This window comes from Kitasatospora sp. NPDC056783, assembly GCF_042789895.1.
GTDB lineage: Bacteria > Actinomycetota > Actinomycetes > Streptomycetales > Streptomycetaceae > Kitasatospora.
This window is the reverse complement of sequence record NZ_JBHUAF010000006.1, coordinates 52,180-65,253: the sequence shown is the minus strand read 5'-3', so window position 1 is coordinate 65,253 and position 13,074 is coordinate 52,180. Positions and strand designations below refer to the sequence as shown.

At 72.2% G+C, this 13,074-nt stretch carries 10 protein-coding genes and 1 pseudogene; 4 read left to right on the top strand and 7 right to left on the bottom strand.

The window, feature by feature from the left end; all coding sequences use genetic code 11:
* The 6 genes and pseudogenes from ACFRMQ_RS02510 to ACFRMQ_RS02485 all read right to left on the bottom strand — a co-directional run.
* Positions 1-430: pseudogene (locus tag ACFRMQ_RS02510) on the bottom strand (sensor histidine kinase); the annotation flags it as partial.
* The gene (locus ACFRMQ_RS02505; protein WP_380726056.1) at positions 427-1,404 is read right to left on the bottom strand and encodes a hypothetical protein; all 978 of its coding nucleotides are present in this window, start codon (positions 1,402-1,404) and stop codon (positions 427-429) included. The gene ACFRMQ_RS02505 and the pseudogene ACFRMQ_RS02510, both read right to left, overlap by 4 nt.
* 143 nt (positions 1,405-1,547) lie before the next feature.
* Positions 1,548-2,084 (bottom strand): GNAT family N-acetyltransferase, encoded by a 537-nt coding sequence (locus tag ACFRMQ_RS02500; RefSeq protein WP_380726054.1) that lies wholly within the window; start codon positions 2,082-2,084, stop codon positions 1,548-1,550.
* A gap of 92 nt (positions 2,085-2,176) precedes the next feature.
* Entirely contained in the window at positions 2,177-3,247 is a 1,071-nt protein-coding gene (locus ACFRMQ_RS02495; RefSeq protein WP_380726052.1) for a hypothetical protein, read from the bottom strand.
* A 13-nt stretch (positions 3,248-3,260) separates the two neighbouring features.
* A complete protein-coding gene (locus ACFRMQ_RS02490; protein ID WP_380726050.1) occupies positions 3,261-5,381 on the bottom strand; it encodes a hypothetical protein in 2,121 nt (706 codons plus the stop codon).
* Positions 5,382-5,401: 20 nt separating this feature from the next.
* Entirely contained in the window at positions 5,402-5,869 is a 468-nt protein-coding gene (locus ACFRMQ_RS02485; protein WP_380726048.1) for a hypothetical protein, read from the bottom strand.
* Positions 5,870-6,132: 263 nt separating this feature from the next.
* On the opposite strand from ACFRMQ_RS02485, the gene ACFRMQ_RS02480 reads away from it, so the two are divergent.
* The 4 genes from ACFRMQ_RS02480 to ACFRMQ_RS02465 all read left to right on the top strand — a co-directional run bounded on the left by ACFRMQ_RS02480 (position 6,133) and on the right by ACFRMQ_RS02465 (position 12,099).
* A complete protein-coding gene (locus ACFRMQ_RS02480; protein WP_380726046.1) occupies positions 6,133-7,377 on the top strand; it encodes a CaiB/BaiF CoA transferase family protein in 1,245 nt (414 codons plus the stop codon).
* 2 nt (positions 7,378-7,379) lie between these two features.
* Positions 7,380-8,522, top strand: coding sequence for an acyl-CoA dehydrogenase family protein (locus ACFRMQ_RS02475; protein ID WP_380726044.1), 1,143 nt, complete (start codon positions 7,380-7,382; stop codon positions 8,520-8,522).
* Between the two features lie 148 nt (positions 8,523-8,670).
* Complete coding sequence (locus ACFRMQ_RS02470; protein WP_380726042.1) at positions 8,671-9,885, top strand: acetyl-CoA C-acetyltransferase; 1,215 nt, start codon at positions 8,671-8,673, stop codon at positions 9,883-9,885.
* 27 nt (positions 9,886-9,912) lie between these two features.
* Positions 9,913-12,099, top strand: coding sequence for a 3-hydroxyacyl-CoA dehydrogenase NAD-binding domain-containing protein (locus ACFRMQ_RS02465; protein ID WP_380726040.1), 2,187 nt, complete (start codon positions 9,913-9,915; stop codon positions 12,097-12,099).
* Positions 12,100-12,215: 116 nt separating this feature from the next.
* Here ACFRMQ_RS02465 and ACFRMQ_RS02460 read toward each other — a convergent pair whose 3' ends face one another.
* The gene (locus ACFRMQ_RS02460) at positions 12,216-12,956 is read right to left on the bottom strand and encodes a MerR family transcriptional regulator (RefSeq protein ID WP_380726038.1); all 741 of its coding nucleotides are present in this window, start codon (positions 12,954-12,956) and stop codon (positions 12,216-12,218) included.
* Positions 12,957-13,074 lie beyond the last annotated feature (118 nt).

Sequence of the window (13,074 nt, the reverse complement as noted above, 5' to 3'; positions counted from 1 at the left end):
CCACCGAGCCGAACAGCACGTGCAGCACGTACCAGACGGCGGTGCGCCGGCGGGCCGCCCAGGAGCGGGCCGGTCCGGTGGCCAGTTCCTCCGGCCGGGCCGCCGCGCACAGCGCCCGTGCCGCCGCGCCCTCCAGTGCCCGCACCGTCGGCACCAGCGCGGTGACGGCGGCCATCGGCAGCGAAGTGAACAACGACAGGATGTACAGGAGCAGTTGGACGGTCGGCGACTGGTTCGGGTTGAGTGCCCCGAGCATCACCACGGACAGCAGCCAGTACGGCATCAGCAGCGCGCCGCCCAGCACCAGGTGCACCCAGCGCAGCCGGGCGCGCCGCCCCAGGGCCGCGCCGACCGCGCGCCGCAGCCGGCTGCCCTGGTCGCCCGCCCCGGCCCGGCCGCCCACCGCCCGTTCGCCCACCCCCGTGATCACCCGCGCGACTCTACGGCAGCGGTGCGCCGACGGGCGCCCCATTCGGTCAACGCCACCGCCCCGACCGCCAGGACCAGCACCGCGGCCACCAGCTGCGCGGCCTCCACCAGCGGCATCAGCCCGGGCACGGCCTCCCGCAGCTCGGTCACCCGGGTCGTCGTCGCCCCGAGGGCCACCAGCTGCCAGCCGCCCCAGCCGAACAGCGAGCCGGCCGCCGTCCAGACCACCAGCAGCGGCCGGAGCACCCGGCGCTGCGGCCGGATCCGGAAGACGACCGTCAGCAGCGCCGCCACCGCGGCCACCGCCATCACCGCGGACACCCCGTCCATCACCGCCACGCCCTGGCCGCGCTCCTCCACCAGGGCCAGTGGCAGTCCGGCGGTGCCGCCGAGCGCCCAGTAGGCCCGGCCCGCCGCGACGCCCGCGGCGAGCAGCGCGGCGACGCAGGCGAGGACGCGTTGCACGGTCAGCGTGGGGGAGTCGGGCAGGTCGCCGATCCGCTCCCGCAGCAGCCCGGCCCAGCGCCGGCGGGCGTAGAGCGCGAACGCGGTGATCAGCGAGAGGCCCTGGACGGCGAAGCCGCCGTACACGACGAGGAAGACCCAGTCGCCGAGCCCCTTGTGGTCCGGTCCGCGCTGTTCGGGCCCGAGCAGCAGGAGTCTCAGCAGGTACGGCGGCAGGGCCACCAGGATCGTGCCGAGCAGCCCGGTCGCCACCCACATCGGGAACGCCACCAGCCCGGCCGGCGCCCGCCGCCCCCACGGCCGGACGAACGCCAGTGCCAGCACCACGGCGATCGCGTCCATGCCGACGGTCAGCAGGTTCACCAGCCACAGCCGGTCCATCGCGGCGGGGTCGTCCGCCCCTACCGGGTGCCCGGTCAACCACAGCAGTTTCAGCGTCAGGTACGGCGCGGTCGCCGCCACCGCCGTCCACGCCGCCCCGGTCCGTACCGCGCGCTCGTCGATCCTCATGCCACCACCCTCCCGTCGGGCCCCGCCCCGGGGCCTCCGTCCGGGGCGCGATCCCCCTCCCCCCGTCGGGGGATCCCGGGTCCCGCCGGGTATCAGCCGGTCCGATGGCCCAGCCCGTTCGGTGGGTCAGCCCGTGCGGCGGGTCAGCCGGTCCGATGGATCAGCCGGTCCTCCTCGTCGGTCCGGCCGTCCGGGTCGGCGACCAGCCCGAGCCGCTCGGCCAGCCGGCGCGAGGGCAGGTTGTCGGCGTGGATCAGGGCGATCACCCCGACACCGGGGAAACGCGGCAGCGCCTCGGCCATCGCCGCCCGGGCCGCCTCCGCCGCGTACCCCAGGCCCCAGGCGGACGGCCGGAACCGGTAGTAGAGGTTGAACACCCGCTCCCCGTCCAGGGCGTGCAGGTACAGCCCGGCGAACCCGATGACCGCCTCCGGCTCCTCCCGGGTGGCGACGGCGCAGTACCCGACCCCGTCCCGCACCCAGTCGGCGACGAACCCGTCCAGCATCTCCCGGCTCGTCGCCCGGTCCCGGTGCGGCCCGTGCGGGTTGTACCGGTTGGTCTCCGGATCGCCGTGGATCGCGAACACGGCCTCCAGGTCACTGTCCTGGGGCCGTGTCAGCACCAGCCGCTCGGAGACGGCGACGACCGTGCGGGCGGTCGGGTCGGTGGTGGTGGTCATGGCGCGCCCCCGTGTGTCGACGTAATAGTCCTATCGCACGATAGACCATTACGTCGACACCCGCCCGCCCATATCCGACCGCTGTCGGACCGCTACAGGATCGGCTCGCAGCCGATCGCCTTGCCGCCGGCGGTGAGGAACTGGCGCACCAGGTCCTGCTGGTCCGGGAACAGGAAGGGGCTCTGGGTGTCCTTCAGGTAGCCGCCCTTGATGGTGAAGAAGACGTCCTTGCCCTGACAGGTGGCGGTGAGTGTCCCCCCGGCGACCCAGCGCGCCCGCCCGACCGCCGAGTCCTGCTCGCCGTCCTTCCGGGTCAGCGCGGTGGCCTGCGGCTCGGTCGTGATCGCGAACTGCTGCACCCGGCCGTCGTACCGCGGGTCCCCGCCGAGCTTGCACGACCAGATCGGGGCGGTCGCGGTGGTGACCTGTTGCGGAATCCGCCACTGGGCCTCGGGGTTCTTCGCGGGCGCGAACCCGGGCAGTCCGCACAGGTTGTTCCAGTCCGGTTCCGTCTCGGCGCCCACGGCCGAGAGACTCGTCGGCGCCGGGAGCACCCGGTCCCCGCACGAACGCGCCTTGGCCACCCCGTTGGCGAAGGCCACGGCCGCACGGGCCCTGGCCTCGTCGCCGCCGGCATCGTTGGTGCGGACCTCGATCCGCACGCCCTTCTGACACCCCTCGGGGAGTACGGCCCACGCGACGCCCGGAGTCACCGAACCGGCCGAGTCGCCGGAGAACAGCCGGGCGTTCGAAGCGGCCAACTCGCCCGGGCCGTCATCGGCGTTCCGGGCGATCGTGAACTGCACGTGCTTCTCGGAAGTCTCGAACAGGCCGGAACGGACCCGGACGGTGCAGCTGTTCCCGCTGGAGTCCTCCGTCGTCGAGTAGGAGGTCCAGGTGCCGTCCTCGACCCGTCCGCCTCCCAGGAGACCGTGCACCTGATCCGCCGTGACGGCCCCGTCGCACAGCCTGTCCGGCCCGCCGAGGTTCGTCAGCCGGTAGGCCGCGAACCCCGCCGCCCCGATAGGGAGGAGGGAGAGCGCCAGCACCACTGCGGCTGCCCGCGCTCGTAGTCTTCCGGTGGAGAACCCCCGACGGTCGAGCGCGTCGTCGATGCGCCCGTGAAGGGTTTCGGAACCGTCGGAATGAGCGTCGTTCTTCATGGCGTCCACCTGCTCACGACTTCCCGAACACGGTGCGGTAGGTGCCGTCGATGGCGGAGTTGTAGCTGTTGCGCCCGTCCGCCTTCAGCTGCTGCGACACGCTTCCGGTCAGGTCGGCGGTGGCGGTGTCCATCCCGAACTGCTTCACCCTGTCGTCGATCATCTTGTTCAACTGGTTCTGTCCTGCCGAGAAGTGGGAACTCAGGTTGCCCTGGAGCTCGGAGTCGGCCAGCGCCTTGGCGTCATTGGCGTACTGGGCGGTTCCGACGTCGACCAGGCGCTGGGCGATGTCGCCGACCCCCGGCAACAGGTTCGCGGGTGTGCCGAGCAGGTGGTAGTTCATCTTCGCGTCCCAGTCCGCCTTGGCCTTGTCGGACTCCGTGTGGTCCGAGGCCGTGTCGGCGAACACGGCGTCGAGAGCGCCGAGAGCGGAGGCGGCCTCCTGGGTGAAGGAGTGGAGCTGGCGATTCGCGCCGCCCACCGCATCGAACTTGAACGCCTCGGGGCCATAGTCACCGAGGCGGACCGCGATCTCCTGGGATTCGGCACGGTGGATGATCGCAAACGAAGCGGGGTCTTCGGAAGCACCGCGGATCACGCGCAACAACTGGTCGCGCTGGACGGTGAGCCCGTCCGGCTGGGCGGGGCCGGACAGCTCCTTGCCGAGGATCTCGTGCATGCTCGGGGCGTAGTCGGCGATCATGTCGGCCATCGGCCGACGGAGCGCCGCCGGGAGGCTCGCCTTGTCCCCGGGGCCGCTGCCGGCGAAGGACTTGAGCGTCTCGTCCATGATCTGCGACATGACCTTGTCGTGCGGGCGGACCGGCGGCTGGTTGCCGTGGGGGTCCCGGCCGGTCGTGGCGGCTTCCAGGGCGTCGCCGAGCGCCGCGCGGGAGGTGTCGCGGACCAGGTCGTCCATCTGGTTCTGCTCGTAGCCCTGGTTCGGCCACTTCCGCTCGTGCAGCAGGTAGTCCAGGTTCTTGCCCTTCCCCGGGTCGAAGAAGTCCTTCGACGCTCCCGGATCGCGGCTCAGCGCGGTCATCAGACCACCCATCGGGTCGGTCTGGCCCTTGATCGCGCTCCAGTCCGGGCCCCAGAGCTCCTCGCCCTTGACCTTGCTGTTGCGCTCGTAGTCGACCAGGTCGTTGCCCACCTTGAGGAGGAACGGCTTGTCGAACGTCCCCTTCGCGCCCATCAGCTTCGTCAGCGCCGGGTAGTTGTCGTTGTACCCGGCCGCGGACGCGCCGGGGCGGCGAGCGGCCGCGAGCAGACCGTCCTCCCAGGCCTTGCCCATCCCGCCGTCGCGGGTGGCGGTGGCCAGAGCGACGGACAGGCTGCCGTAGACGTCCTGGTAGCCCTTGGCGTTGTGGTTGCCGTGCGCGAGGTTGTCGTAGACCTTGCTGTACTCCAGCAGGGCGTCCGGGCCGGTCTTGCCGCCGTAGTTGAGGCCGTTGAGCAGGGTGGTGGAGAAGTCCTTGTTCTCCGCGTTGGCGGCCATGAGCGCGTTCAGCTGGTTGAGCTGGTCGTCGGAGAGGCTGCCGGCCTTGGACATCAGGTCCTTGGCCCGGTTGGCGTCGGCGACCGGGCCCGCGCCGTACGGAGCGGCGTTGAAGGACGTGGTGCTGGTGCCGATGTCGCCCTGGAGGGCCACGGTGGCCTTCTGGTCGGCGGCGGTGGCCTTGGCGACGGCCTTGTTGAGGCGGTCCGAGATCGCCTGGGCGTTGGCCCGGATGGTGCGCTCGGCCTCGGGGTCGTTCCGCTCCTCCTTCGGGACCGTCCACTTGACCGTCCCGTCCTCGGTGACGGTCAGGGTGCTGTCGCCCTGCGCGTCGTGGAGCGTCGTGTCGAGGTCGCGGCGGGCGGCGGCGAAGTCCTCGGCGGCGCTCTTCATGATCGCGGCGAGGGCGGTGGCGACGGCCGAGGCCTGCTTGAAGTCGCTGTCGACGCCCTGGAGCGTCTTGGTCGCCTCGTCGGCGGCCGTGCCCTTCCAGCCGGCCCGCTGCGCGGTGCTGGTGAGGTCCTTGGCCACCCGGCCGTCCAGGGAGGTGAGGGCCTTGGCGACGCCGGACCACGCCTCGGCGGCGTCGTTGATCGCGGCGAAGTCGGCCTCGTGCAGTTCCTTGAAGGACACCATGTGTCTGTTCCCCTCCCTTGTTACTGGCGCCAGCAGAGATCCGCGGCGGTCCGGGTCTCGTTGGCGTGGTAGTTCTGCTGGGTCTTGTCGAGGTTCCCGGCGGTGGTGCCGAGCTTGTCGTGCAGCGTCTTGCACTGCTGCATCCACCGCTCGGTGCTGCTGGTGAGGGCGCCGCCGAAGGAGAAGCCGCGGATCTTGGTCGACGCGGTGCTCGCGTACTCGGTGAGGCTGTGCGCGCCGGGGCCGGCCTTGCCGTTGGCGCTGTCGAGGTCGGTGGCTATCTGACGGGCCATCCCGGCCGAGGCGGCGAGTTCGTACGGGGTGTCGAGCCGGGTGGTCCCCGCACCGGGAGAGGACGCGGACGAGCTTCCGGCGCTCGCCAGGACGAGCCCTGCGTAGGGCGGCGTGGCGGCGGCGCCCGGGGCCTCGGCCGGCACCGGGGCCGGGGCCGGTGCGACCGGTCCGGTGATGAACCCTTGGTTGCTCATGTGTGCGCAATCCTCCCCATGTTGCAGAGCGGCCGTGCCCCCTCCGCTGCATGACGACCGTACAGGGGGCCTCCGTCAGCACACCGACCCACCCTCCGTGCTTCGGTTCGCACGGTGGGTGGCCGGGTTCATCAAGGTTCGGCCAAGGGGGAATTGGCGCCCGGACGCGGGCGAGGAGGTCTTGTTACCGGCCGGTCGCTTGCCTATCATCCCGAGTGTGACAGCTTTACTGTCAAACCCCAGCGGGAAGGGTTCAGCAGCCAGTGGGTGACACGAGCAGCGCGCCGGAGGCCGGTGGGCCGTTGGCGGGGGTGCGGGTGGTGGAGCTCGCCGGGATCGGGCCGGGGCCGTTCGCGGCGATGCTGCTGGGCGATCTCGGAGCGGACGTGGTACGGGTGGACCGGCCGGACCCCTCGCCGCTCGGGACGGATCCGGCGTACGACCTCAGCAACCGCAACAAGCGCTCGGTGCTGATCGACCTGAAGTCCCCCGAGGGGCCGGCGCGGGTGCTGGACCTGGTCGAGCGGGCGGACCTGCTGATCGAGGGCTACCGTCCGGGCGTCGCGGAGCGGCTCGGGGTCGGGCCCGAGGCGTGCCTGGCGCGCAACCCGGCGCTGGTGTACGGGCGGATGACCGGCTGGGGGCAGGACGGCCCGCGGGCGGCGACCGCCGGGCACGACCTGGGGTACGCGGCGGTGGCCGGAGTGCTGGGGATGGTGGCGGCGCCGGGCGGGGCCGAGGAACCCCCCGGCATCCCGGCCAACCTGCTGGGCGACTACGCGGGCGGCTCGCTCTACCTGGTCATCGGCCTGCTCTCGGGGCTGCACCACGCCCGGACCACCGGCGCCGGCCAGGTGGTCGACGCCGCGATCGTGGACGGCGCGGCGCACCTCGGCAGCATGCTGTGGGGCCTGCTCGCGGCCGGCCACTGGCAGGACCGCCGGGGCGTCAACCTGCTGGACGGCGGCGCCCCGTTCTACGCGGTGTACCGGGCGGCCGACGGCGAGCACCTGGCCGTCGGCGCGCTGGAGCCGCGCTTCTACGCCGAGTTCGCCCGGCTTCTGGAGCTGGGCCCGGACGCGCCCGGCCAGTACGAGTTCGACCGCTGGCCCGAACTGCGCGCCCGGATCACCGCCCGCTTCGCCACCCGGACCAGAGCCGAGTGGGAGACCGTCTTCACCGGCACCGACGCCTGCGTGGAACCTGTTCTGACGATGCGTCAGGCCGCGGTCGACGCCCACCTGGCGGCACGCGGGACGTACGTCGAGGAGGGCGGCGTCACCCAGCCGGCCCCCGCGCCGCGCTTCTCCGCCACCCCGGGCGCCCTGCGCCGCCCGCCGGCCCGGCCGGGCGCGGACACCGCCGAGGTCGCCCGGGACTGGGGCGTTCCGTCCCTCAGCCCGTCGGCCGACCCTTCGGTGAAACCATCGGCCGCTCCATCGGTCAACCCATCGACCGACCCATCGGCCGCTCCATCGGTCAACCCGTCGGCAGAGCAAGGAGAGTAGCGTTGCACCGCGAGATCTTCACCGATCAGCACGACGACTTCCGGGCGACCGTGCGGGCCTTCCTGGCCAAAGAGGTGCTGCCGCACTACGACCGCTGGGAGAAGGCCGGCATCGTCGACCGTTCGGCCTGGCTCGCGGCCGGCCGACAGGGCCTGCTCGGCCTCGCCGTCCCCGAGGAGTACGGCGGTGGCGGCACCCCGGACTTCCGCTACGCCGCCGTGCTGGCCGAGGAGTTCGCCCGGGCCGGCGCCTCCGGTCTGGCGATCGGCCTGCACAACGACATCATCGGCCCGTACCTCACCTCGCTCACCACCGAGGAGCAGAAGCGCCGCTGGCTGCCCGGCTTCTGCTCGGGCGAGCTGATCACCGCGATCGCGATGACCGAGCCCGGCACCGGCTCCGACCTCCAGGGCATCCGCACCCAGGCGGTCGACCAGGGCGACCACTACCTGCTCAACGGCGCCAAGACGTTCATCTCCAACGGCATCCTCGCCGACCTGGTGATCGTGGTCGCCCGCACCACCCCCGAGGGTGGCGCGCGCGGACTGAGCCTGCTGGCGGTCGAGCGAGGAACGTCCGGCTTCGAGCGGGGTCGCAACCTCGACAAGATCGGCCAGAAGGCCCAGGACACCGCAGAGTTGTTCTTCGAGGACGTCAGGGTCCCCAAGGAGAACCTGATCGGGGAGCTGAACGGCGGCTTCGTCCACCTGATGCAGAACCTCGCCCAGGAGCGGCTCACCATCGCCGCCGCGGCGATCGCCGGAGCCGAGTACCTGGTCGAGATCACCACCGACTACGTCAAGCAGCGCGAGGCCTTCGGCCGTCCGCTCGCCAAGCTCCAGCACGTCCGCTTCGAGATCGCCGAACTGGCCACCGAGTGCGCCGTCACCCGGGCCTTCGTGGACCGCTGCATCACCGAGCACAACCGCTGGGCGCTCACCCCGGCCGACGCCTCGATGGCCAAGTGGTGGGCCACCGAACTGCAGAAGCGCACCGCCGACCGCTGCCTCCAACTGCACGGCGGATACGGGTACATGAGCGAGTTCCCGGTCGCCCGGGCGTTCACCGACGGCCGCATCCAGACCATCTACGGCGGCACCACCGAGATCATGAAGGAGATCGTCGGCCGCTCGATCCTCGGCTGAGCGCCTCGCCTGACGCCCCCGGAGAGCCGTTGCCCCTCGACCCCCTCGACCCCGTCGACCCCCTCGGCCCCGTCGACCCCCTCGTCCCCCGACCCCCCTCGCCCTTCGACTCCCTCGCCCCGAAAACCCGCTGAAAGGCGACCCCACCGTGACCACCGAAGCGTACGTCTACGACGCGATCCGCACCCCGCGCGGCCGGGGCAAGGCCTCCGGCTCGCTGTACGGCACCAAGCCGATCGACCTGGTCGTCGGACTGATCCACGAACTGCGAAACCGCTACCCGGAGTTGGACCCGGCCGCGATCGACGACATCGTGCTCGGCGTGGTCAGCCCGGTCGGTGACCAGGGCTCCGACATCGCCCGGATCGCCGCCATCGCGGCCGGCCTGCCCGACACCGTCGCCGGCGTCCAGGAGAACCGCTTCTGCGCCTCCGGCCTGGAAGCCGTCAACCTGGCAGCGGTCAAGGTTCGTTCGGGCTGGGAGGACCTGGTCCTGGCCGGCGGCGTCGAGTCGATGTCCCGGGTGAAGATGGCCTCCGACGGCGGCGCCTGGTTCGCCGACCCGATGACGGCGTTCGAGACCGACTTCGCTCCCCAGGGCATCGGTGCCGACCTCATCGCCACCATCGAGGGCTTCTCCCGCACCGACGTCGACGCCTTCGCCGCCGAGTCCCAGGCCCGCGCCGCCAAGGCCCGGGCGGACGGCCTGTTCGACCGCTCGGTCGTCCCGGTGCGCGACCGCAACGGTCTGGTCGTGCTGGAGCGCGACGAGTTCATCCGTCCCGGCACCACCGTCGAGACCCTGGCCGGCCTCAAGCCCTCCTTCGCCGCCATCGGCGAGGCCGGCGGCTTCGACGCCGTCGCCCTCCAGAAGTACCACTGGGTCGAAGCCATCGACCACGTCCACCACGCGGGCAACTCCTCCGGCATCGTCGACGGCGCCGCGCTGGTGGCGATCGGCAACCGCGAGGTCGGCGAACGGTACGGGATGCGCCCGCGCGCCCGGATCGTCTCCGCCGCCGTCTCCGGCTCCGAGCCGACCATCATGCTCACCGGCCCCGCCCCGGCCACCCGCAAGGCACTCGCCAAGGCCGGGCTCACCGCCGCCGACATCGACCTGGTCGAGATCAACGAGGCGTTCGCCTCCGTCGCGCTCCGCTTCATCCGCGAACTCGGCTTCCACCACGACCAGGTGAACGTCAACGGCGGCGCGATCGCGCTCGGCCACCCGCTCGGCGCCACCGGGGCGATGCTGCTCGGCACCGTGGTCGACGAGCTGGAGCGGCGCGACCTGCGCTACGGCCTGATCACCCTCTGCGTGGGCGGCGGCATGGGCATCGCCACCATCGTCGAGCGCGTCTGACCTCCCCTCCCAGATCTGGAGCACCTGATGAGCGACACCACCACCATCCGCTGGGAGCAGGACCAGGACGGCGTGGTCACCCTCGTCCTCGACGACCCCAGCCAGTCCGTCAACACCATGAACGAGGCCTTCACCGCCGACTTCGAGACCGTCGTCGAGCGGCTGGCGACGCTGGCGGCCTCGGACGCGCTGCGCGGCGTGGTGATCACCTCCGCCAAGAAGACCTTCTTCGCCGGGGGAGACCTGCGGATGCTCTCCGCGGCCCGCCCCGAGGACGCCGAGGCCGTCTTCGGGAAGTCGATGCGGATCAAGCGCGCGCTGCGCACGCTGGAGACCCTCGGCAAGCCGGTCGTCGCCGCCGTCAACGGCAGCGCGCTCGGCGGCGGCCTGGAACTCGCCCTCGCCTGCCACCACCGGATCGCGCTCGACACCCCCGCCTGCCGGATCGGCCTGCCGGAGGTCACCCTCGGCCTGCTGCCGGGCGGCGGCGGAGTGGTCCGCACGGTACGGCTGTTCGGCATCACCGACGCCCTGCTGAAGTTCCTGCTCCAGGGCCGCCAGTACCGCCCGGCGCAGGCGCTGGAGCACGGACTCGTGCACGAACTGGTCGGAACCCCGGAGGAGTTGAACGCCCGGGCGCGCGCCTGGATCGCGGCCAACCCGACCGCCGTCCAGCCCTGGGACGTCAAGGGGTACAAGATCCCCGGCGGCACCCCGGCCACCCCGGCCTTCGCGGCCAACCTGCCCGCCTTCCCGGCCAACCTGCGCAAGCAGCTGAACGGCGCGCCCTACCCGGCCCCGCGCAACGTGCTGGCCGCCGCCGTGGAGAGCACCCAGGTGGACGTCGACACCGCGATGGCGGTCGAGGCCCGCTACTTCACCGAGCTGGCCTGCGGACAGACCAGCAAGAACATGATCCAGGCGCTGTTCTTCGACATGCAGGCGGTCAACTCCGGCGCCGGACGCCCGAAGGACGTCGAGAAGCGGCTGGTCCGCAAGGTCGCGGTGCTCGGCGCCGGGATGATGGGCGCGGGCATCGCCCACACCTGCGCCAAGGCCGGCATCGAGGTCGTGCTCAAGGACGTCAGCCTCGAAGCCGCCGAGCGCGGCAAGGCCTACTCCGAAGGGCTGCTGAACAAGGCCGTCGCGCGCGGGCGCTCCACCGAGGCCGAGCGCGACGAACTGCTCGCCCGGATCACCCCCACCGCCGACGCCGCCGACCTGGCGGGCTGCGACGCGGTGATCGAAGCCGTCTTCGAGAACACCGAGCTCAAGCACAAGGTGTTCCAGGAGATCGAGGGCGTGGTCGACCCCGACGCGCTGCTGTGCTCCAACACCTCCACCCTGCCGATCGGCCTGCTCGCGGAAGGCGTCCAGCGCCAGGCCGACTTCATCGGGCTGCACTTCTTCTCGCCGGTCGACAAGATGCGCCTGGTCGAGATCATCCGCGGCCCGCGCACGGGGGACGAGGCGCTGGCCCGCGCCTTCGACCTGGTCCGGCAGATCGACCGGACCCCGATCGTGGTCAACGACTCCCGCGGCTTCTTCACCTCGCGGGTGATCGGCCGGTTCCTCAACGAGGGCGTCGCCATGGTCGGCGAGGGCATCCACCCGTCCAGCATCGAGCAGGCCGCCGCCCAGGCCGGCTACCCCGCCAAGGTGCTCTCCCTGATGGACGAACTGACCCTCACCCTGCCGCGCAAGATCCGCGACGAGTACCGGCACTCGGTGGAGTCCACCGGTGGCACCTGGACCCCGCACCCGGCGGACGCGGTGGTCGACCGGATGGTCGACGAGTTCGGCCGCCCGGGGCGCAGCGGCGGCGCGGGCTTCTACGAGTACGGCGAGGACGGCAAGCGCGGGCGGCTCTGGCCGGGGCTGCTGGAGCACTTCGGTGCCTCGTCCGGGGCTCCCTCGGACGTTCCCTTCGAGGACCTCAAAGAGCGGATGCTGTTCAGCGAGGCGCTGGACTCGGTGCGCTGCCTGGAGGAGGGCGTGCTGACCTCGGTCGCCGACGCCAACGTGGGCTCGATCCTCGGCATCGGCTTCCCGGCCTGGACGGGCGGCGTGTTCCAGTACATCAACGGGTACCGGGGCGGCCCGGCCGGCTTCGCGGCCCGCGCCCGGGAACTCGCCGCCGCGTACGGCGAGCGGTTCGCGCCGCCGGCGCTGCTGGAGCGGGTGGCGGCCGAGGGGCGGACCTTCACGGACTGACCGGCGGGCCCGCCCGGGGTTCCCGGAGGGGTTGCTGTCCGGGTTCCCGCCCGGGCTTCTGCCCGGGTCCCGGTGAGGCCGTGCAGCGCACGGCCTCACCGGGCTCCCGCCTCCCGCTACCGCTCCTGGCGCAGTTCCTCGCCCAGCTCCTCCCGCAGGTACCGCTGGAACGCCGTGACCAGCGCCTGCGCCACCATCGGCTGGATGTGGTCCGTCAACGCCTTCATCCGGGCCAGCTCCGCCGGGGCGGGCTCGCTCTCCCGGTACGGCTTCCACACCGTCTCGCGGAACAGCCGCTGCAACTCCCGGGCCGTCGCCCGGCTGTGCTCCAGCACCACCGACCGGGCGGCCAGCAGGGTCTCCAGCGGGATCGGCACGTCCAGGATCCGCACGCCCAGGGGCAGCAGCCCCGGATCCACCCGGAACACCTCCGGATCCGCCGTCCGCTCCAGCGCGCCCATCGCGGCGAGGCGCTCGACCTGCTCCTCCGTCAGCCCCCGCCCGGCGCGCCGCTCCAGTTGCGCCCTGGTGGCCTCCTCCGGGGTCTCCGGTGTCCAGGACGCCACCAGCGCCCGGTGGATCGCCAGGTCGAGCGGCGTGCTGTCCTCCGGCAAGCGCGCCAGGTACCGCTCGATCGCGGCCAGCGTCAGCCCCTGCCGCTGCAACTCCTCGATCAGCCCCAGCCGGTCCAGGTGCGCCTCCCCGTACAGCCCCACCCGCCGGGGGCCCAGCTCCGGCGGCGGCAGCAGGCCCTTCGTCCCGTAGAACCGCACCGTCCGCACCGTCACCCCGGCCCGCGCCGCCAACTCGTCCACCGTCAGCCGCACCCCGGCCTCCACGCCGCCGAGCTCCCCCATTCGCCGCCTCCCGCGCTGGCACACTCCCGCTGTGACAGCAGCAGTGTGACAGTGCCGGGCGCACCGGTCCACCGATGGGCGCGCCGATGGGCGCGCCGATGGGGGCGCCGATGGGGGC